Raw genomic sequence first — 20,755 nt, forward strand, 5'->3', positions numbered from 1 at the left:
AACGAGGAGCGCAGTGGACATGACTCAGAGCTCTACGGCCGACGCGCCGCCGCCGGACGACCAGAGGAGGGTCGGACTCGTCGTCGTCTCGCACAGCCGTGCGCTGGCGCGCGCCGCCGTCGCGCTGGCTGCGGAGATGCTCCACGGCCGCCCGGTGACCGTCGAGGTCGCCGCGGGACTGGACGACACGACGTTCGGGACCGATGCGGTCGGCATCATGGAGGCGATCGAGCGCGCCGACGGGCCCGCCGGCGTCGTCGTCCTCATGGATCTCGGCAGTGCCCTGCTGAGTGCCGAGCTGGCGCTCGACCTGCTCCCGGATCCATCCGTCCGCGACCGGGTGACGCTGTCCCCCGCTCCTCTCGTCGAGGGCCTCATCGTCGCAGCCGTCGCGGCTGCGGGTGGGGCCAGCCGTTCAGAGGTCGCAGCCGAGGCGCGGGGAGCCTTGATGGGCAAAGCCGCTCACCTGTCGACACCATTCGAGGGCGGGGAGCCCGAGGTCGTCGACGTGGGTCTCGACGAGGTCGTAGCGGTCTTCCGCGTCGACAACCCCCACGGGCTGCACGCACGACCTGCAGCCCGCCTGGTCAGCGAGGTGCGCGCGCTCGACGCGACCGTCGAGCTCCGCAACCTCACTACCGGCGTGGGCCCGGTCCCGGCCGGCAGCCTGAGCCGCGTGGCGACGCTCTCGGCCCTGTCGGGCCACGACGTCGAGGTCCGTGCGTCGGGGCCACAGGCCCAAGAGGCCGTCGAGCACGTGCTCGCTCTGGCCAAGCGCCGGTTCGACGAACCCGTCGGGTCGGCGGCCGTGGTCGAGCCGGCCCAGAGGGTCATCGAGTCGTCCCGCCCGGGCTCGGCTGTGACGAGCAGCACCGGGCCGGTCCCCGCGTCGCCGGGGATCGCCATCGGACCTGTCCGGCGGTTGGTCGCCGCCCCGGTCGACGTCGAGGCGCACCCCGTCGGCGAGCCGGCGGCAGAGTGGCGCCGCATCGTCGAGTCCGTTGCGGCCGTTCGTCGGGAGATCGAGCACGTCCGGGTCCTCACCGCGCGCGAAGCCGGGGCCGAGCAGGCCGGCATCTTCGACGCACACCTGTCGCTCCTGTCCGACGCCGAGCTGCTCGCCGATGTCAAGGCTCGCATCAGCGCCGGCATGGGCGCCGTTGCGGCATGGGCAGACAGCCTTGCTGCCGTCGAGCGCGAATGGGCGGGCCTTCCCGACCCTTATCTGCGGGAGCGGGCCGCGGATGTCCGCGCCGTGAGCGACCAGGTGCTCCGGGTGATGACGGGTCGTCTCGCCCGCGCCATGACCGCATCCGGTGTCCTCGTGGCCGACGACCTGACGCCCGCCGAGACCGCGGCTCTGGATCTGACGCTCGTGACGGGAGTCGTTCTCGCTCAGGGGAGTCCGACCTCCCACGCCGCCATTCTGGCCCGGGCCCGCAACATTCCGGTCGTCGTTGCTGCCGGGCCCGAGGTCCTGGACGTCCCGGAGGAAACCGTCGTCGTGCTCGACGGGGGCACGGGTGAGCTGCACGTCGATCCACCCTCGAGCGTGGTCGAGGAGTTCGAGCGACGTGCCTTGAATGCCGCACGCTTGCGTGCTGAGCAGGTGGCCCTCGCGGACCAGCCGGCGGTCTCCCGAGACGACGTGCGGTTCGTCGTTGCCGCCAACCTGGGATCGGTGGGCGACGCTCAGGCGGCGCACGACGCCGGCGCCGACGAGGCCGGACTGGTCCGCACCGAGTTCCTCTTCCTCGACCGACTTGCCGCACCGAGCGTCGAGGAGCAACAGGATGAGTACGACCGGATCGCTGAGGCGATGGGCGGGCGGCGGGTCACGCTGCGAACGCTCGACGTCGGAGGTGACAAGCCGCTGCCCTACCTGCCGATGGCCGACGAGGCCAACCCGTTCCTCGGCCGGCGCGGCATACGCCTCAGCCTCGAGCACCGGGACCTTCTTCGCGACCAGCTGGTGGCGATGTGTCATACGGCGCGTCGCTACCCCACGAGCATCATGATCCCCATGGTGTCGACGCTCGACGAGGTCGTCGAGGCACGTCAGGTGCTCGCCGACGCTGCGGGACCGTCCGGCCTCCCGGCCGGCCTGCGACTGGGCACGATGATCGAGGTCCCCTCGGCCGCCCTGAAGATCGAGACGTTCCTGCCCCATGTGGACTTCGTCAGCATCGGCACCAACGACCTGACCCAGTACACGCTCGCGGCCGAGCGGGGAAACAGCGGCGTCGCAGCTCTCTCGGACGCGCTCGACCCAGGGGTGCTGCACCTGGTCGACCACGTGTGTCGCGCGGCGGCCGGGCGCATCGACGTCGCCGTGTGCGGCGAGGCCGCATCGGACGATCTGGCGATCCCGGTGCTGGCCGGCCTCGGCGTTCGGGAGCTCAGCGTGGCGCCTCCGGCCGTTCCGAGAGTCAAAGCGGCGGTCCGAGAGCTCAATGTCGACCGATGCGCCAAGCTGGCGCAGCGCGCGTTGACCATGCCCAGCGCCAACGACGTCCGCAAGCTCGTCCTCGCGGCGATCTCGGAGGTCACGGCCTGAACCGTGACCAACCTGCTGGGGGTGAGTATCGCCGGTGGGCTTCGCGACTCTGTCAAGCAGGAAGTGTGGCCATGGCCAGCGGCCGGCCACCGGAGATCGGGGAACGCGAGAGGAGGTCGAGATGACCCTGCAGACACTGGCGCCTCGCGCCCGCAACATCGCGATGGCCTTCGTCATGGGCTGCACCGTGGTCGGCGCGCTCGCGTGCTCGGAGATCGTGCGTGCCTTCACGCGGCCGCATGCCCCCCGCAACGGCGTTCCGGCCTGAGGCTGCCCGGAGCAGACCTGCGCCTCAGCCGTGCCCCGACCGGGCGAGGGCGACCAGGTCACGGACGCTCGCCTCGGGCAGGTACGCCCGGCTCAGCGCCAGCCCGATGCGCGGAAGCGCGGCCTCGTCCGGGAAGACGAGGAACAAGGGCTCGGGACGGGGCTGGAACTTCGCCTTGAACGCGTGCAGCGACCGGAAGCCGTAGTACGGCTCCAGCGACGCGCCGAGCCGGTCCAGGAAGGTGTCGAGCGTCCCCCGGTCGAGGCCCTCGTCGCCCACCGTTGGCGCGGTCCGGGCGAGTGGTGCTCCAGACAGGGAGACGACGGCGCATCCTTGCTGCTTGAAGTCCATGCACGCGGAGGCGATGAGGTACTCCATGGTGTAGCGGAAGCCTCCGGGCAGCCGGCGCATGACATCGAGCGTCCAGCCCACCGGGTCGGCGCCCCCGCCCGGGTGGACGGGCATCCAGGACGTGACGCCGTGGACGGTCCCGTCCTCGTCGATGGCCAGGCCCGCGAGGACATCCGGGTCCAGCGCCTCGTCGACACCGCCGAGGGTGAAGCCCATCTCCGGCAGGCCCTTGTCCTCGACCCACTCGGACGAGATCGCCTTGACCTGCATCTGGATCCCGCGGGGCATGTCGGCAAGAGGTCCGAGCCGGAACCGCACGCCGAGCTTGCCGGCCTGGTTCAGCGCGGTCCGGACGTCCTGCCACGCCTTGCCCACGAAGTCGAGCGTCGGCAGGTCGATCCACGCCTCCTCGGCCACCTGGAGGCAGTGCCAGCTGCGCGCCTTCGCCTGGGCCGACGCCTCGGACGTCACCGTGAACAGGCATGGCACGAGCCCCTGGGCATGGACGGTGTCGGCGTAGTCGCCGAGCAGCGCCGACCGGTCTGTGGCCGTCGCCGCGACCGGGTCGCACAGCCCGATCGCCACCCCGGCGTGGACCCGGTAGGCGACGAAACCAGGCACCGTGCGCGACTCGAACCACCGGTTCTCCGGCCACGTCGTCATCCACGCGAGCCGGTTGACCGTGCCGTACTTGCGCAGCTGGTCCGCGGCTCGAGCGCGCTGGTCGTCGTCCGCTGGTGCGACGAGGTTCCCGGTCGTGCGGCGAGCCCGGCGGGGTGACGGGTTGCGGAAGGCGCGACGGCCGACAAGGAGCACCGCGAGGCCGATCGCGTTGCCGAACAGGTCCCAGGCAATCGGGACCTTCCCCGGCTCACCGACGACGAACATGTAGGCGAGGTTCGCCACCTGGATCCCCATGACGACGACGAGCACCGCGATCGCCCAGCGCCAGGCCCGCCGCCGTCCCTTGTACAGCGACCGGGCCAGCCAGAGCCAGATCACCGCCATGATCGTGCCGGCGAGCAGGTCGCGGTGCGCCAGCTCCTCCGCCCGTGCGGCCGCCGACAGGGTCGTGTCGAACGGGCCGTTCGCCGTGGTGAAGGGCTGGATGAGGCCCTCGATCGCGGCGAGGACGAACAGTCCCGACGCGAGCAGCCGGTAGTCGCGGCGGGTCAGCTGGCGGAACGTCAGAGACGGTGCCCTGCCATAGAGCAGCGGCCCCAAGGCCAGGCCCCAGGCGACGCCGATGACGTGCCCGACATCCGCGAGCGAGCCCATGTAGATGACGAACAGCACCACGTACGCCACGAGCAGCATTCGCAGCCGGCCCCGCCATGGCGGCAGCAGGGTGACCGAGGCCGCGGCGGCCGCCCCGAGAAAGCCGGCAGAGGGCCCGGCGTCCACGGCTCGCCCGAGCGTGGTCGTCCAGAGATAGCCGTGGTCCCGCGTCAGCCACAGCAGACCGGTGGCGCCCACGACGGCCACGACGTGACAGGTCACCAACGCCACGGCATACCGGCCCGTCCCGAGGCGCCACTCGGCGAAACCGCCGAAAGCCATGAGCCCCAATAGAATCGGTATGTACCTGAGCGGTTGCGTCGCGAAGAACGCCCCTGTGATGACGGTCCACCACCTGCCCTCCTCGAAGGCTGGCAGGCCGTAGGCCACCGAGGCATGGAAAGGCTGGTCGAGGAGCGGGTTCCAGAGAGTCCGGGTCACGACCGAGAGCGCCAGAATGGCGACGACGAGGGCGCTCGTCAGAGGTAGGCGACGCACCACCGTCCAGGGACGGGGCATGCGTCCATGGTCCCGCTCCTGCCGCCCGCCCACGGCGGAATGGCAACAAGCGGCCAGATGTCCAGTCCAACTCCTTCGACCTGAGGATGAGCATCAGACGGATGCCGGAGAGGCGGCCGCGAGCACCTCGTGCACGACGGCGTCGATGTCCTCGTCCGTGGTGCGGTGGTTGGTGACGCAGGCGCGAAGCACGAAGTGTCCGCGGACGGTGGCGTTGGACAGGTACACCCGGCCCCGTCGGTTGACGCGGTCAAGGATCGCCGCGTTCGCCGCGTCCAGCTTCGATGGGTCCCCGCCCGTCCACCGGAAGCAGACCGCCGACAGGGGCACCTCGGCGGCGCGCTCGAGCGCCGGCTCTGCATCGACCAGGGCTGCCAGCCGGCGGGCCTGCCTGATGTTGCCGGCGATGGACTCTCGGAAGGCCGCCAGGCCGTGGTAGCGCAGCGACAGCCACAGCTTCAGGGCCCGCGCCCGTCGAGAGAGCTCCAGCGTCTCCTCGAAGAAGACCTGTCCCTCGACCGGGTCGACGCTGAGCGAGGCGGCGTAGTCGTCGGTGAGCGCGAATGCGCGCTGCGCCGCTGACGGGTCCCGGAAGAACAGCACGCTGCAGTCGAGCGGCTGGTAGAGCCACTTGTGGGCGTCCAGAGAGAACGAGTCGACGTCACCGAGTCCCTCGAACAGCTCCGGCTCGACCATCGCCGCCGGGGCGCCGTACGCACCGTCCGCATGCACCCACACGTCCTCGGCGTGCGCGACCGCGACGATGTCTGCCAGCGGGTCGACCGCACCCGTGACGACTGTGCCGGCGTTGGCGACCACGGCGATCGGCGTCCGCCCGGCAGCCCGGTCCGTCGAGATGGCGCGGCCCAGCGTGGCCGGGTCCAGGCGCAGGTTCGCGTCACAGGGCAGGAGCCGCAGGTTGTCGCGGCCCAGGCCGAGCAGGCCGACCGCCTTGCCGATCGACATGTGCACCTCGCTCGAGGCGTAGACGACGCCGCCAGTCGCTCCGCTCGCGTTGGCCGGGGACTTGGCCTCACGGGCCATGGCCAGGCCCATCAGGTTGGCCAAGGAGCCACCACTGGTCAGCGTTCCCGAGAAGCCCGAGCAGCCGAGCGCGTCGGCCAGCCACCCGACCACACTCCGTTCGACCACGGCCGTCGCGGGCCCGGAGCGCCAGCCCGTCACGTTCTGGTTGATGACCGAGGCGAAGAAGTCTCCCAGCGCGGCCACCGGCTCCCCTGAGCCCATCACGTAGCCGAAGAAGCGCGCGTTCCCGGCCCGGCTGTGCCGGACCACGTCGCCCAGCGCGTCGAGCGCGGCCGGCCCGATGCCCTGCTCGGGGGCGGGTCCGCCGAAGAGCGCGAGGCTGTCCGGCCCGTTGGTCTCCGGTCGGATCGGTACGGCGTCGAGATGGCGGAGGTAGCGAACCGCCTCCTCGCCCACACGATCCATCAGCGCCGTGAAGTCTTCTTCAGAGATGTCGAGCGGTGCGGGTGACATGACGAAAGTCTGCCCTGGGGCCGCCGGCGACAGCAGCCGACAAGCGGCTCCGACGTCTGGTGCACGAGCCGCGCGCCCTCCTAGGTTGTCTTCGTGGACGACCTCTCGGGTGGCACACATCTGCGCCTGGTGTGGCCTCAGTGGCAAGGCGCCGGCTCGGATCACGACCCTGGGCGGCGAATGCTCGTGAGCCTGGCTCCCTTCTCGCACCTGCTGGGCAGAAGTTCCTGCCGCGCCAGGTGATGCACCTGCAGCAGATCCTCGCGGGGTTCCCCCTGCTCGATGCCTGACCACTGCCGACACTCGCCCCGTGAGTGCCGCGCTGTGGTCTGAGGCGGTAGCGCTGCGCGGGCACCGTATGCCGCCCGGCCGGCGGGACAGCATACGCGCGCACGCACCGATCACAGTGTTGGCGAATCCGCAACCTTTGGTCCAGATTCTCCGACCTGCGTTGTTCGGGCGGATTGTGGTTTAGTGGCGCCCAGTGCCCGGCTACATCGAACGCATTGGAGGCAACGACATGGCCAGTGACTATGAGCGGATCGGCGGCGGCCCCGCCGTCAGCGCGGTGGTTGACGAGTTCTACCGCCGGCTCACCGCGGACGACCAGGTCAGCCACTACTTCGACGATGTGTCGCTCCCGACCCTCAAGCGCCACCAGGTGCTCATGATCACGACCATCCTCGGTGGCCCGAACGGGTACGACGGCCGTGCGCTCGACGAGGCACACGCGCCGCTCGGCATCACTCATGGCGACTACGACCGCGTCGGCTCCCACCTCATGTCCACCCTCGACGACGCCGGCGTGCCGGACGACATCCAGGGCCGCGTGGGGGCTGCGCTCGGACAGGTGCGCGACTCCATCGTGACCGCACCCTGACCACATGGACACAGATCGACTCAAGTCGACCTGGCACGAGGTCACCCTGCACGGTGACGACGTAGCGCTGTACTTCTACTCGCACCTGTTCGTCACGCACCCGGAGCTGCGGGACATGTTCCCGCTGACGATGGACGCCCAGCGCGACCGCCTCGTCGGCGCGCTCGGCCGCATCGTCAGCAACGTCGACCAGCTGGGCGAGGTCGTGCCGTACGTCGAGCAGCTCGGTCGCGACCATCGCCGGTTCAGCGTCATCGCCGAGCACTACGACGCCGTCGGTGCCTCGCTCCTGTGGACCCTGAAGCACTTCCTCGGCGACGCGTGGTCGGCGGACGTGGCCCGCGACTGGGCCGACGCCTACGGCGTCGTCGCCACGACGATGGTCGGGGCGGCCGAGGCGGTCGAGGACACGCAGCCCGCGTGGTGGGACGCAGAGATCATCGAGGCGACCCGGGTGAGCCGGGAGATCGCCATCGTGCGGGTCCGGCCGGACACCCCCGTCCCGTACGAGTCCGGGCAGTCGCTGGCCGTCACCATCCCGCAGGCGCCGCGGGTATGGCGCTACTTCACCCCGGCGAACGCCCCGCGAGGCGACGGCTGGATGGAGTTCCACGTCGGCCTCGTGCCCGGCGGCCTGGTCAGCCGGCCGTTCGTGGCATCCGCACGCGCGGGCGACCGGATCCGCCTCGGCGCCCCGGTCGGCACGGCTCTCACGATCGACGCCGCGGCCGAGCAGGACCTGCTCATGGTCGGCGGAGGCACCGGGATCGCGCCGTTCCTTGCCCTCCTCGAGGACATCGAGCGGGCGTGGCTCGCGGGGCAGACGACCCGTCGGGTGCACCTCGTCCATGGCGCCCGCTTCGCGTGGAGCCTGTATGCCAGCGACCGCCTGCGGCACTTTGCCCAGTACCCCTGGTTCTCGGCGACCGAGGCGGTGTCGGACGATCCGACCTACCCCGGCGCTCGCGGTCTCGTCGGAGACGTGGCAGCCTCGGTGACGATGCCCGGAGCGTATGACGCGCTCGTCTGCGGGTCGCCGCTCATGGTGTCGCACACGACGGCGGCCCTCATGGCGAGCCCGAAGGCTCCCGAGTCCATCTCCTTCGAGGAGTTCGCCATCACCTCGGAACCGCCGGTCGAGGCGACGGCCGTCGGTCGGCCCACAAGATAGGAGGGTTGCCGTGAACGACGGTGCGAACAACGTCACGACGTCCCAGGAAGACAAGTACGCGGAGGTGAGCCTCCGCGCAGTCGAGCTGCTCGCCAAGGCACAGCGAGCGGCGGACGAGGCCGTCGCCGAGGCCCAGTCCTACGCCCGCGACCTCGAGAAGTCGGCCCGCGAGCAGTACCGGCAGATCCTCCAGCGCGCCCAGACGGCCGCTCAGCAGGTGGCGACCGCCGAGGGTGCGCGCGCCGAGCAGGCCGGGGGCGGTGGTGGCGCAGTGGACGCCCAGCAGCTTGCCTACGTGCGGACCTACGCTCGCGTGGCCCACACCCAGCTCAAGTCGGTGCTTGCGGCTCTCAACGACGAGCTCGACCAGCTCGCGGCGATGGCCGAGGGCACCTCGGCGGCCGCCGCGCCGAGCGCACCACCGCCCGCACCCCGGGCCGCACCGCCGGCGCCTCCAGCCACTCGGGAGGCCCCGCGGCCCACGCCCGGCACGTACGGGTCCGCAGCAGGCCAGCCGCCCGCGGGGCCCGCGCCGACCGCAGCCACGGAAGCGCCGTGGCGCCCGACCGAGCCGCCGTGGCAGCCCAGTGATCCGTGGCGCCCGACCGAGCCGCCGTGGCAGCCCAGTGATCCGTGGCGGCCGGGCGAGCCGTCGGGCACTGCACCGAGGTCGACATCGTCCGCCAGGCCCACGGAGACCAACGGTGCCACAGCCTGGCCCCCGATCGCAGCGGCGACGAACTCGATCTCGTACTTCCACCGCGACTCCACGTGGGAGGAGGGCCCCCGCTGACGCGGCGGGGTGCTGGGGCCGGGCCGCAAGGCTCGGAGATCGCTGAGCCGACCCGCGGTGAGCGGTGACGCCTGGCGAGCCTGCAGTGGAGATCCGGACGGCCGGGAGAAGTTCCCGGATGCCTTGGGAGGCGGCCCGATTCGCCAGGGGGTGAGATCGGGGAACCTCAGGTCGTCAGCAGTCGCGCTCGACCGACGGAGGTTTCCATGAGCGCCGAGATCACGCCCACACCCACTCTCACCCCACTCACCGGCATCCGCCCCCGCGTCCTGTGGCGGACGGCGGGAGGGCTCGCCGTGGCCCATGTCGTGCTCATGTTCGCAGGCTTCAGCCAGGAGGCCGCGACCGAGCAAGGCACACCGGTGGCCGACTTCGTGCGCATCATCGGCGGCGCCGACGCCACCCGTGCCTTCGCCGGCGGCTACGTCGAGGCGCTGTCCTTCCTCGTGCTCGTTCCGGCACTGGTGATCCTCGCCCGGCTGTTCAGCCGTCGGACGGAGGTGGGCCGGGTCGCATCCGGGTCGTTCCTGGCGTTCGGCACGGCATACGTGGCCTCGACGCTTGCGGTGGGTTTCGCTCCCGGTGCGGCTGCGATGTACGGGCTCCAGCACGGCGGCGACGCGGGTGCGGCATCGATGGTCATGGACGTGCGCACCTTCGCCTTCTACCTTCAGGTCGCCACGACGTGCGCGATGGCCCTGGCCCTGGGCGTGGCCGCTCTTGCCGAGCGTATGCATCGGCGGTGGGTCGGCTGGGGTGGTGTCGGCTTCGGTGCCGTCGGACTCGTGGTCACCCCGTTCGCGCAGAACGCCACCTCGATGGTGTGGCTGATCTGGTGGGTGGGCCTCGGCGTCCTGTGCCTGAGGGGTTCCGGTGAACCTCGCGAATCGCGGGTGCCGCATAGCGCGGATGCAGCATCCTGATCCCGTGTCACGATCCTTGGCGGCGCTGGCGGTCCTCCTCGGGGCCGTCAGCGAAGCCGTCGCCGTCGCGCTGGCTGAGCCGGGGCCCGCACGCTGGGGTGAGCTCGCAGTAGCCTGCGCCATCGCGGCGTATGCCGTCGTGGGCCTGCTCATCATCTGGCACCACCCGCGCCACGTCGTCGGCTGGCTCGCGGTCCTCATCGTGCCGGTGTGGGGCGTCGGGCAGGCGCTGGTCGCCGCGTCCTATCAGGCGCTGCAACGCGATCCGGCAAGCACCTTCGCCGCACTGATGTCGGTCGCCGGGACGTTTCTTCGGGGGTTGCCCTGGCTGGTCGCGGTGGCATGGCTTCCGTTGGTCTTCCCCGACGGCTGGCCGGCCCACTCGACCCGGCTCCGGCGCACGGCCCGAGTCGTGGCTGCCACGACGGTCGCCCTGTTCTCGCTCGCGGGCATCCTCTCGCCGACGCTCAGCGACCTCCGGGTGGGCCACATCGACAACCCGGTGGGGCTGCCACACTCCGTCGCGCCTGGCATGGAGGCGTTCGGTGCGCTCACCCTGTTGTGCGGCATCGCCGCGATCGGCCTCGCGGTCTCGTGCCTCGTGCAGCAGTACCGCGGAGGAAACCCCCTCGGGCGCCAACAGACGGCCGTTTTCGGGATCGCGTTCCTGTGCCCGGTCGCCGGGCTGGTCCTGAGCTTCGGCGACGCGGCGACACCGCTGATCTTCGGCATCACCAGCCTGCCCGTGCCGGTCGCGCTGGGCCTGGCCGTGCTGCAGCACCACCTCTACGACATCCCGCTGCTGGTCAACCGCTCGCTGGCCTACGGCACCCTCTGGGTGGCGGTCGCCGGCCTGTATGCGGTGGTCATCGCGGGCGTCGGATCCATCCTGCAGAGCAGCGGCGCCGCGTGGCTCCCGTGGGTGGCGGCCGGCGTGGTCGCCGTGAGCTTCGCACCCATGCGCGACGCACTCCAGGCAGCGTCGAACCGAGTCGTCTACGGCCAGTGGTCGAGGCCTGGTGACGTCCTCGCGGCGACAGCACGACGCCTTGGGGACGCGACAGACGTGCCGGCCCTGCTCGCCTCCCTGGTCGAGGAGGTCGGCTCCGGACTCGGGCTGCCCTACGTGGAGATCACCGATCCCGACGGCCGGACCCTTGCGGCATACGGCACCGCCACCAGCGACCTCGACCGGCTGCCGATGACGTCCTACGGCGCGGTGGTCGGGAATCTCGCCTGGGCGCGAAGACCGTTGCGGCAGAGCGACCGCCATCTCCTCGTCGACCTCGCCAGGCAGCTGGGGACGGTCGCCCATGCGCAGGGGCTCCTCGACGCGGTCAGGGCGTCCCAGGAGAGGCTCGTGAGCGCCCGCGAGGAGGAGCGACGGCGGCTGCGGCGGGACCTTCATGACGGGCTCGGCCCGGCACTGGCAAGCCTTAGCCTGCGCGTTGACACGACGCGCAACCGGCTGGGCACCCCGGACGGCGGGTCGCCGGAAGCGGATGCCGCCCTTGTCGCGTTGCGGTCCGGCATCCAGGCGACTGTGGTCGACGTGCGCCGGATCGTCGAGGGGCTGCGCCCTCCCGCCCTGGACGAGCTCGGGCTCGTCGAGGCCGTCCGGCAGCTCACGGACGGGCTCGTCGCCGGAGCCGACCTGCTGGTGCAGATCGATACCGACGAGCTGCCGCGGCTTCCGGCGGCAACCGAGGTTGCGGCATACCGGATCGTGCAGGAGGCGCTGGCGAACGCGGTGCGTCACGCGCGCGCAGAGCACGTGTGCCTCCGGCTCCGCCACGCCGACGGGTCGGTCGACCTCGAGGTGAGCGACGACGGCACCGGCGTGCTGGTCCCCCGGGAAGGCGGAATCGGCCTGCCGGGCATGCGCGAACGGGCGGAGGAGATTGGTGGAACGTTCGCGATCGTCGCCGTGCCGGGGTCCGGGACGACGGTCTCGGTGCGCCTGCCCGCGCCTGTGCGAGCGATGGCGGCCGTGCCGTGATCCGCGTCCTCGTCGTAGACGACCATCCGCTCTTCCGCGACGGGCTGGCGGGGCTGCTCGCGACGGTCGATGACACCGAGGTCGTCGGTCTCGCCGGAGACGGGGACACTGCCATCCAGCTCGCAGCGGCCCTCACCCCCGACGTGGTGGTGATCGACTTCAATATGCCGGGACTCCCTGGGCTCGAGGCGATCCGACGGCTCGTGCGCCTCCAGCGGCGCCCCGCCGTGCTCGTGCTCACGATGGTCGAGGACCCGGACGCGGTGACCGCGTCGCTCCAGGTGGGCGCGAGCGGGTACGTCCTCAAGGGCGCCGCCCAGGAGGAAGTGGTGGCGGCGATCCGCACGGTCGCATCCGGCGGAGCCGTCGTGGGAGCCCGCGCCGCCCAACAGTTCCTGAGCCGGCGCGGCCCGGCCCACCCCGACCTCACCGAGCGCGAGGCCGAGGTCCTCGCGCTGCTGGCCCAGGGCCGCAGCAACACCGAGATCGCCCGCGAGCTCGACATCAGCGTCAAGACGGTCCAGAACCACGTCTCGCACGTGCTCGCGAAGCTCCAGGTGCGCGACCGCACCCAAGCCGCTTTCCGCGCCCGCGGGCTGTGAGCGATGCTCCACGGGTTCACAGTGGCGGCAGACGAGCGCGCCCGGCAAAGCCTCACGACCGACCCGGCCGTTCACCCTCGGCTTGCTAGGTGTCTGACGACCCTGCGGGCAGCTCCAGGACGACACCTGCAGCCGGGTCCGCCGGGTCTGGGTAGGCGACCGAGTGGCCATAGCGGCTCATCAGGTCGGGGTCGCCCCAGCGCGCAGTCCGGTCGTTCTTGTAGTTGAACCAGAGCGTCGCGCCAGGTGGAGCGCCGGTGACGACTCTGGCCACGGCCGCGTCGTCGGGGTGGTGGAAGACGTCGCCGTTGCTCGAGACGATGTAGTTCTTGGCCGGAGCCGCAGCGACGAGGGCGCGAAGCACATTGGCCTCGCTCCCGTGGTGCGGCAGCTTGAACACGTCGACGTCGAGCCTCTCCTTGCCCCGGGCCTTCGCAGCGGCGGCGAGGCCGGTCGCGAGCACGGTGCCGTAGGAGTCCCCCGCGAGCACCGCTGTCACCCCGCGATGCTCCACGATGAGGCCGATGCTGCTGCCGTTGGGGACTGACGTGTCCCGGGCTGTCTTGCGGGCGGCAATGCGTACGAGGTCGTCCAAGGGTTCGAGGACGTCGGGGGTCGGAAGGGGCCGGCTTGCACGTCGCGCGTCCTGGAGCGCCTGGGCCCACTTCGCGCTCAAGGCGCGGAGCCGCTCGGTCGTAGGAGACACGACCGAGATCGTGGGTCCGTCCGGCACGTTGACCCTCGGGAAGCCCTTCTCCGTCCCCAGGTCGATGGGCCCACCCCCGAAGGCGACGTTCCACGGCAGCGCGGCGCGACTGGCCCTGCCCGCCCCCGGGCCAGGTTTGCCGAGCAGGTCGGCGACCACCCCCTCGCCTTGTTCGATGCTGCGAGCTGTGCCGTCTGCGCCGGGAAGATGCGTGCGGCCGTTGAACCAGAAGTCCCTGATGTCACCGGCGAGGTCGCTCGACAGCAGGGGGAGCATGCCCCCGATGTGGTCGCTGTCGATGTGCGTGACGAGGGCGACGTCGATGGTGTGGTCGTCCTGGGGAAGCCGTCTCAGGCGCGCCTCGAGAAGCGGCCAGGTGTCCGGCGGACCGCCGTCCACGAGCATTCGCCACGGTCGGCCATCGGGCCGCAGGCACTCGATGAGCAGGCAGTCTCCCAGTCGGGCGGGGAGCACTTCGATACGCATGGCCAACGACATGTCGCCAACCCCAATTCGCTACATCTGCTAACACGTCCGCGGCGAGCCCCCGTCGAAGACCCACGCTACTGCCGGGTCAACGCGATTCGCATCCGATCTTCGGGGCTGATGAGGTGGTCGGGGTCCTCGGCGTTCTCGTCGACGTCGATCTGGACCCGGTGGACGCGTCCGGTGAAGATCCCGGTCCGAAGGTCGTAGTCGTCGCTGACGGGCGTGGCGCTGTCGCTGCTGACGTCCATGGTCTCGTCCGCGGAGAAGACCATCGGGACCGTGGCCTCGACCCGGCCGCCGCCCGTCCTCCGGCCGTCGACAAAAAGCCCGACCGAGCCGCCCTTGCCCAGGCCGCCTCCGTCGTAAGCGAACTCGACGCGGAGCTGGTGCGTGCCCTCCGGGACGGGCTCCTCGCCGTAGACCTTGAACAGCCGAATGCCGAATAGGTTGTAGCAGTAGGCGAGTACGCCCTCGTGGAGGTACACGCTCCAGCCACCGAACGATCCTCCTTGGGCGACGACCACTCCCCTGGCTCCGTCGCCCGGGATCGTCACGTCGGCCGTTACCGCATGCGATCGGTTCTTGATGTTGAGGACGGAGTTCTCGGTGAGGCGGCCCATCCCGCCGAACAGCACCTGGCTCTTGCCGGCGATCAAGGACGGACGGCCGGCCATGCCCGGGTCGAAGCGTTCGACGCGGCGGTCATCGAGCGGGAACACGTTGTACTTGGCGGCCTCTAGCAGGAACATCGACTGCAGCCGCGCGAGCTGGTCGGGGTGCTCGGCCGCCAGGTCGCGAGCCTGCGTCCAGTCGTCCGGACCGTAGAGCTCCCACTGGTCCTCGGCGAACGACGGCAGCGCCTCCATGACCCACGGGGTCGAGTGCCGCGTCACCGCGGTCCATCCCTCGTGGTAGATGCCGCGGTTGCAGAACATCTCGAAGTACTGCGTGCGGTGCCGGTCCTCTGCCTTCGCGGCGTCGAAGGTGTAGCCCATGCTGACCCCTTCGTAAGGGCGCTGCTGGATGCCGTGCACGAACGTCGGCTCAGGCAGACCGGCGGCCTCCAGGATGGTGGGCGCGACGTCGATGACGTGGTGGAACTGGTGCCGCAGCTCACCCTTGGCCTCGATGCCTCGCGGCCAGTGGACGATCGTGCCGTTGCGGGTGCCGCCCCAGTGCGACGCGACCTGTTTGGTCCACTGGTACGGCGTGTCCATCGCGTGGGCCCAGCCGACCGCATAGTGGTTGTATGCCGCCGGGGTGCCGAAGTCGTCGATCCGCGAGGCCATGAACTCGGTGGTCTGCAGCGCGTTGGCGCCGTTGAGGACGATGAGCTCGTTGAAGCACCCTTCGGGCGTGCCCTCCGCCGAGGCCCCGTTGTCGCCGACGATCGCATAGACGAGCGTGTCCTCGAGGACGCCGAGCTCGTCGATGGCGTCGATGAGGCGCCCGACGTGGTGGTCCGTGTGCTCGAGGAAGCCGGCATACACCTCCATCTGGCGGGCGAGCACCGGCTTGAGGTCGTCGGGCATGTCGTCCCAGGCCGGGATCTCGTCCGGCCTGGCGGTCAGCTCCGCATCCGCGGGGACGACTCCGAGCTCCTTCTGCCGGCTCAGCGTCTGCTCGCGCAGGACGTCCCACCCGGCGTCGAACTCACCGCGGTACCGGTCGGACCACTCGGTCGGGACATGGTGCGGAGCATGGGTCGCACCGGGTGCGTAGTAGACGAAGAACGGCCGGTCCGGCATGAGCGCCTTCTGCTGGCGCACCCAGTCGATGGCGTGGTCGGTCATGTCGTCCGTGAAGTGGTAGCCCTCCTCCGGAGTGCGGTCTGGTTCGACCGGGACGGTGTCGCGGTAGATCGCCGGCGCGTACTGGTTGGTCTCGCCGCCGATGAACCCGTAGAAGTGCTCGAACCCGCCGCCACCGGAGGGCCAGTTGTCGAACGGGCCCATCGGGCTGGTCTGCCAGACGGGGACCTCATGGCACTTGCCGAACTGGGCGGTCGAGTAGCCGTTCAGCTTGAGCGTCTCGGCAAGCGGTGCGCAGTTCTTGGGGCGCAGCGAGTTGTATCCGGGCGCCGAGGTCGCGATCTCGGTGACGCCACCCATCCCGACCGTGTGGTGGTTCCGGCCGGACAGCAGCGCCGCCCGTGTCGGCGAGCACAAGGCCGTCGTGTGAAAACGCGTGTACCGCAGCCCTGCCGCGGCCAGCCGGTCGAAGGTCGGGGTGCGGATCGGCCCGCCGAAGGCGCTCGAGGCGCCGAAGCCACAGTCGTCGATGAGGACCACCAGCACGTTGGGAGCCCCCGGGGGCGGGTACATCGGCTCGATCGGCGGATAGGTCGCGGCCGGGTCCTTGGCATCGAGGACGGGCGGCGACGTCACCTCGGGGTCCGGGATCGGCAACGACGTGCGCGGGAGGTTGGACATGGTCGGGCTCCTTTCGGGCGCTGCTCCGACCCACATTGCGACCGCTGCCCGGCGAGGGGCATCACCCCTGGCAGGCGGTTCTGCAGCGGGACCCAGTGTCGCCGCGGCAGCCCGGACACCACCTACGGGCGACTCCTGGGGTGCGAAGCCTCTGGAACATTCACCTCGTTGGCTACCGATCCGGCGGCCGGCCGTCATGTGGCAGCACATAACACCAGATAACATCAATGATCACACCAAGCACCGCGACGAATGAGACGATCGTCCACATGATCGAGTGACGTTGATCTACCCAGTGCGCCAAGGCGTACCCGGCGAACAGCAGCACTGCACCAGGGTAGATCACCCAGGAATGACTCCAAAGCCCGAAAATGGTTCTCGTGCGACTCGCAATTCCTGACGTCCCGCCGTTCGTTCTTGATGCACTCATCGATGATTCATATCCTCCAGATCAAAGCTCTACCGAACCATTCCGACCGCATCATCGAAACCGGAAACAGTTCGTAACCTTAGTCGCCGCCGGACTCCTCAACGGATATTGCCAGATATTGGTCTTCCGACGCCGCGTTTTCGAGCGAGCCCGTGCGTCCCGGCGTCACCCACACGACGGCTGGGCGCCCTTGCAACACCTTTACAGATATCACAGGGCTTCCCGTCCAGCTTATCTTGGCCCTGCATGCGTGAATTCCAGGGGAGACCGCCACGGATAAAGTCCCTCCACTGGGGATTCGACCGACATCGTGACCATCGACTTCGATTGTGTATTTTCTAATCATGTCCTGCCACGTCCGGTTGCGTCGAAAGATCATCAATCCGACGCTGTCTTCCTCGTTGGCGCTGCTCACTCCTGGCCTCCGTTGGCTCAGCTAGACGCCGGGCCTTGCGCTCCTGCCGCGGCGATGGCTGGTCCCGCTCATGCGGCGGCACCGTCCATCGCGGACAGTACCACTACCCACAGAAAAGCGACGCCGATGAGACAGACAATCCCGCAAGGAACAATGGTGCCGCGAACCACCCGACACGATCCAGGATTGTGTTGGTCGCTGTCTATTCCAGTGTATATGTCCTCGACAGGACCTGCTAGGGAGCGCTTTCGTCGAAAGATGATCAAATCAGGATCTCGTCGGCGCCCCAGACACTCATGCCTGAAACTCCCCCAACCACCCTCTGCCACCATAGCGCCACAGCGTTCGGTTCCGAGCAACGCGGCTCACCTGGCTGGCCAAGGCCTCAAGCTCCGTCCTGTCGAATGTTGGCTTCGAAACCAAAAAGCTCTCGATCAAGCCCACATATGAATGGTCTGGCAGCCCGCTAATTGCAACAGGCTGGATCCTGCTATCACGGCAGTGAAGCAGGGCCCTGGAGTTCTTGAAGTCAGCGGACTGGATCGTTGACCACTCCGATGTCACCACATCGCGTCGCGTCCTGGTTATCACACCACGAGGTGAGAGGACCAACTGTCCCAGCTTGAAGACGGCTAACGGCAGTGCCATAAGTGAAAGCAGGACGGCGAGAACTCCCAATAAGAGCGCACGAAGCCTCCAACTTTCGGAATCTCTCGAGCCGAGATCGCAACAAGCGTAAGGCCAACGCATTGCAAGGAAGAACGTTCCAGCGCCGGTTCGCCATGTAAATCTCGGAACGAAGATCAGCTGGTGCCCGCCTCCATCGGCGGGTCCGACTTTGAATCCCGGCCATTCACAGACATCCCGCGTCAACATACCCGCCCAATCACGGCAACAGATCCGCAATCGGACCCGGGCTGATGGACGTGACGCCTAGCCATCGTGCCTCTGCCGCTGCGCCTCAACTTCAAGCTCTCGAGCCTTGCGTTCCTCCCGCGGCGACGGCTGCCCAACCGCCGGCACAGCCGAGCCGACCGCGGCACCTTCACGCGCGGCGGCCACAAGCCCGGGCGTCGCGCCTGCCATCCAGCCGGCGCCGGGCACGGCGAATGTCGTCGCGGCTGCCCAGTCTGCAGCCCAAACACTCGCGCTCGACGGCCAGACCACTAGTGTCCACGCTCGTCAGCACGAGTGACGTGAAATGCCGGATCGGACAGGATCGCATCACGTAACTCTGAAGCTGACACGGTCAGAAACGAGGTTGAGACGTGCAGGTGGCGGTCATCTCGGCGACGAAACCTTGATTCGCGGTTATGCTCGGCCTCGAGATTCACATGCAGAACAACTTGGGCGCTTGCCGGTGTCGTCGCGGATATACCAACCGATGTGATGTCCCCCCACGCTGCCAGACGCCGCCGGAAGGGAAACGAGTCGTCATGCACCCCGTCATCGTCAATGCGGACCGTCAGTGTTTTGCTTCGCGCGACCAGGTAGCAGGCCCAGACGGCGCCGGCGGCACACACGGGAACGAAGATGCCGAACCAGCTCGAAACTTTGCCGGTGCTGACGAGCGCGGCACCCAATGTGGAAAGCCCAATCAGACCCACGACGGTTGAGACCAGCCTCTGCCGGTCACATCCGAAGGTGACTGAACCGCCGAGCTTCCGCGATGGAATCGAGCCCGGCGGGCGCGCCCCAACAAGCACGGCGAGGCCAATGTCGAGCATCGCGAGTATCAAGAATGTCGCGCTCAACGCCACAAGAGGCGCCTCGGGGAGGCGATCCGCAATTCTCGGAGACAACGCCATTCCGGCCGTGATGAACATCATTCCGCCCGCGCCGAGACCCAAGGGGCTAATGCGTCCGATGAGGGATTCACGTCCGTGGGCCCAATAGTACGACTGCACAGGAGAGCCTGCCGCGCCACTCCCTAGATCGCTGGGACCCATGTATAATCCTCCGGATCAGTCGGCCCGACCACGATAGAGTCGATAAACCCGTTTACCTTCTCGCCAACGGCGCTGCCGCCTACACCCCCAAAATATCCGCCAATCACGCCGAGCACTGGGCCGCAGATCAGATCGCCGATTCCTCCGCAGACGCCTCCCGCGCCTTCGCCGAGAGCGGCGCCGCCGGCCGTAAAGGCGGTGTTGAATCCGCCGATCACCAACGCGTGTCGGAGCTTGGTGGTGTTGTCGATCTGCTCGGATGTCCCATCGTGCTCCGAGTCGTGCTGCCAACTATCAGCCGCAGCAAGTACTCCGCTAACTCCTAGTAAGCACTTCTTGGCGACGTCCAGGCCCGTGATGAGACCATCGCTCTTCTGTGAGCCGCGGAGAATCTCTGCAGCGGCTTCGTCCGTCTTTTCAATTCCCTTGGCGGATTGAGCGATTACGTAGTCGGTGGCGACGTGTGACGCTTCGCCGCCGCCATGGATGCGTTCGAATGTGCTCTCATGCGGTTCGGCGGGACGCTCCACCCGGCGATCGGCCTGAAGGGTGCGCCCTCTGGCACGCAGGGCGAGCATCTCGTGCCGCTCCTGTTCGAACTCGTACCGGAACCCGTGGTGTGCCGCGGGCACGTACCGGTGCGACGTCGACGCGGCCTGGGTGTGGTGGACCGGCGGCGGGACATAGGAGGGGCCGAGATCGTCGGCGACGCGCATCAGGCCAGACGGGTCCCAATTGTCTACAGGGTTGCCTGAGGCGTAGCTGTAGGGGTTCCACCCGGAGGGGTCGTCGGGGTCCATGACCGGGTCGGTGGACAGGAACCGCCCGAGGCCGGGGTCGTAGTCCCGCGCCCCGATGTGGCTGAACCCGGTGGTGGGGTTGACCGGCTTGTCGATGAAGCCATGAGCATCAGGCCAGGTCCCTGTGGTGCCCGTCAGGCCGCCGGGCCCGCGGGTCTCCCCGAAGGGGTTGAGCCGGCGGACCCCGACGACCTGGTTGGCGTCGGTGATCGCGAGCTGGCCGGTGCCGTGCGGGTCGCAGGTCACGAAGGCCACGCTACTGGTGCCGGTCTGGTCGGCGATGGGTTGGCCTAGCCACGTGTAGTGAATCGCCCCGGGTTCAGTGGAGAGTCAGGTGTGCTTCCTCGGCGGGTGCCGGGGCAGCGGTGTTGGCAGCGTAGTAGTTGGTCTCGTGCTCGATGGGCGGGATGTCGTGGCACCAGGAGTGGAGTCGTTCGCGGTTGTACCAGTCGACCCATTTGAGGACCTCGAACTCGACATGCTCCAGGGACCGCCATGGGCCGGCTCGGTGGATCAGCTCGGTCTTGAACAGCCGGTTGAGGGCCTCCGCGGCGGCGTTGTCATAGGAGTCGCCCTTGGACCCAACCGAGGCGATGATGCCGGCCTCGTCGAGGCGTTCGGTGTAGCGGATCGACAGGTACTGAACGCCGCGGTCGGAGTGGTGCACCAGCCCGGCCAGGTCGTGGCCCTCGT

Annotated in this window: 16 protein-coding genes; 8 read left to right on the top strand and 8 right to left on the bottom strand. The window is 69.0% G+C overall.

Annotated elements, in window-relative coordinates; all coding sequences use genetic code 11:
• Positions 1-19 precede the first annotated feature (19 nt).
• Positions 20-2,557 (top strand): phosphoenolpyruvate--protein phosphotransferase, encoded by a 2,538-nt coding sequence (gene ptsP, locus ACWEOW_RS10515; RefSeq protein ID WP_452269140.1) that lies wholly within the window; start codon positions 20-22, stop codon positions 2,555-2,557.
• 121 nt (positions 2,558-2,678) lie between these two features.
• Positions 2,679-2,825, top strand: coding sequence for a hypothetical protein (locus tag ACWEOW_RS10520; protein ID WP_452269141.1), 147 nt, complete (start codon positions 2,679-2,681; stop codon positions 2,823-2,825).
• A 24-nt stretch (positions 2,826-2,849) separates the two neighbouring features.
• On the opposite strand, the gene ACWEOW_RS10525 is transcribed toward ACWEOW_RS10520, so the two are convergent.
• On the bottom strand, positions 2,850-4,973 hold the full coding sequence (locus ACWEOW_RS10525; protein WP_452269142.1) for a bifunctional lysylphosphatidylglycerol flippase/synthetase MprF: 2,124 nt from the start codon (positions 4,971-4,973) through the stop codon (positions 2,850-2,852).
• A gap of 93 nt (positions 4,974-5,066) precedes the next feature.
• Positions 5,067-6,473, bottom strand: coding sequence for a pyridoxal phosphate-dependent decarboxylase family protein (locus ACWEOW_RS10530; RefSeq protein WP_452269143.1), 1,407 nt, complete (start codon positions 6,471-6,473; stop codon positions 5,067-5,069).
• A 520-nt stretch (positions 6,474-6,993) separates the two neighbouring features.
• On the opposite strand from ACWEOW_RS10530, the gene ACWEOW_RS10535 reads away from it, so the two are divergent.
• From ACWEOW_RS10535 to ACWEOW_RS10560, 6 genes are all read left to right on the top strand, one after another.
• Positions 6,994-7,353, top strand: a complete 360-nt coding sequence (locus tag ACWEOW_RS10535; RefSeq protein ID WP_452269144.1) for a group I truncated hemoglobin — start codon at positions 6,994-6,996, stop codon at positions 7,351-7,353.
• Between the two features lie 4 nt (positions 7,354-7,357).
• Entirely contained in the window at positions 7,358-8,524 is a 1,167-nt protein-coding gene (locus ACWEOW_RS10540; RefSeq protein WP_452269145.1) for a globin domain-containing protein, read from the top strand.
• A 10-nt stretch (positions 8,525-8,534) separates the two neighbouring features.
• Positions 8,535-9,317: a hypothetical protein gene (locus tag ACWEOW_RS10545; RefSeq protein ID WP_452269146.1), complete on the top strand. Its 783-nt coding sequence runs from the start codon at positions 8,535-8,537 to the stop codon at positions 9,315-9,317.
• 206 nt (positions 9,318-9,523) lie between these two features.
• Positions 9,524-10,240, top strand: coding sequence for a hypothetical protein (locus tag ACWEOW_RS10550; protein WP_452269147.1), 717 nt, complete (start codon positions 9,524-9,526; stop codon positions 10,238-10,240).
• A gap of 4 nt (positions 10,241-10,244) precedes the next feature.
• Positions 10,245-12,239 carry a sensor histidine kinase gene (locus ACWEOW_RS10555; RefSeq protein WP_452269148.1) on the top strand — a complete coding sequence of 665 codons (1,995 nt, stop codon included), beginning with the start codon at positions 10,245-10,247 and terminating at the stop codon, positions 12,237-12,239.
• A complete protein-coding gene (locus ACWEOW_RS10560) occupies positions 12,236-12,841 on the top strand; it encodes a response regulator (protein ID WP_452269149.1) in 606 nt (201 codons plus the stop codon). The genes ACWEOW_RS10555 and ACWEOW_RS10560 overlap by 4 nt, the downstream gene beginning before the upstream one ends.
• Positions 12,842-12,926: 85 nt before the next feature.
• On the opposite strand, the gene ACWEOW_RS10565 is transcribed toward ACWEOW_RS10560, so the two are convergent.
• The 6 genes from ACWEOW_RS10565 to ACWEOW_RS10590 all read right to left on the bottom strand — a co-directional run.
• A complete protein-coding gene (locus tag ACWEOW_RS10565; protein ID WP_452269150.1) occupies positions 12,927-14,033 on the bottom strand; it encodes an MBL fold metallo-hydrolase in 1,107 nt (368 codons plus the stop codon).
• 77 nt (positions 14,034-14,110) lie between these two features.
• The gene (locus tag ACWEOW_RS10570; protein WP_452269151.1) at positions 14,111-16,468 is read right to left on the bottom strand and encodes an arylsulfatase; all 2,358 of its coding nucleotides are present in this window, start codon (positions 16,466-16,468) and stop codon (positions 14,111-14,113) included.
• Between the two features lie 172 nt (positions 16,469-16,640).
• On the bottom strand, positions 16,641-16,796 hold the full coding sequence (locus ACWEOW_RS10575; protein ID WP_452269152.1) for a hypothetical protein: 156 nt from the start codon (positions 16,794-16,796) through the stop codon (positions 16,641-16,643).
• A gap of 1,683 nt (positions 16,797-18,479) precedes the next feature.
• Positions 18,480-19,220 carry a hypothetical protein gene (locus ACWEOW_RS10580; RefSeq protein ID WP_452269153.1) on the bottom strand — a complete coding sequence of 247 codons (741 nt, stop codon included), beginning with the start codon at positions 19,218-19,220 and terminating at the stop codon, positions 18,480-18,482.
• A gap of 23 nt (positions 19,221-19,243) precedes the next feature.
• Positions 19,244-20,308 (bottom strand): RHS repeat-associated core domain-containing protein, encoded by a 1,065-nt coding sequence (locus tag ACWEOW_RS10585; RefSeq protein ID WP_452269154.1) that lies wholly within the window; start codon positions 20,306-20,308, stop codon positions 19,244-19,246.
• 73 nt (positions 20,309-20,381) lie between these two features.
• Positions 20,382-20,755, bottom strand: a 374-nt coding sequence (locus ACWEOW_RS10590; RefSeq protein ID WP_452269155.1) for an integrase core domain-containing protein, incomplete at its 5' end; no start/stop codon positions are given.

The sequence above is a fragment of the Monashia sp. NPDC004114 genome, assembly GCF_053603855.1.

Coding starts and splice junctions, on each gene's coding strand:
- ptsP (WP_452269140.1), top strand. CDS start 20: ATGACTCAGAGCTCTACGGCCGACGCGCCGCCGCCGGACGACCAGAGG.
- ACWEOW_RS10520 (WP_452269141.1), top strand. CDS start 2,679: ATGACCCTGCAGACACTGGCGCCTCGCGCCCGCAACATCGCGATGGCC.
- ACWEOW_RS10525 (WP_452269142.1), bottom strand. CDS start 4,973: ATGCCCCGTCCCTGGACGGTGGTGCGTCGCCTACCTCTGACGAGCGCC.
- ACWEOW_RS10530 (WP_452269143.1), bottom strand. CDS start 6,473: ATGTCACCCGCACCGCTCGACATCTCTGAAGAAGACTTCACGGCGCTG.
- ACWEOW_RS10535 (WP_452269144.1), top strand. CDS start 6,994: ATGGCCAGTGACTATGAGCGGATCGGCGGCGGCCCCGCCGTCAGCGCG.
- ACWEOW_RS10540 (WP_452269145.1), top strand. CDS start 7,358: ATGGACACAGATCGACTCAAGTCGACCTGGCACGAGGTCACCCTGCAC.
- ACWEOW_RS10550 (WP_452269147.1), top strand. CDS start 9,524: ATGAGCGCCGAGATCACGCCCACACCCACTCTCACCCCACTCACCGGC.
- ACWEOW_RS10565 (WP_452269150.1), bottom strand. CDS start 14,033: ATGCGTATCGAAGTGCTCCCCGCCCGACTGGGAGACTGCCTGCTCATC.
- ACWEOW_RS10570 (WP_452269151.1), bottom strand. CDS start 16,468: ATGTCCAACCTCCCGCGCACGTCGTTGCCGATCCCGGACCCCGAGGTG.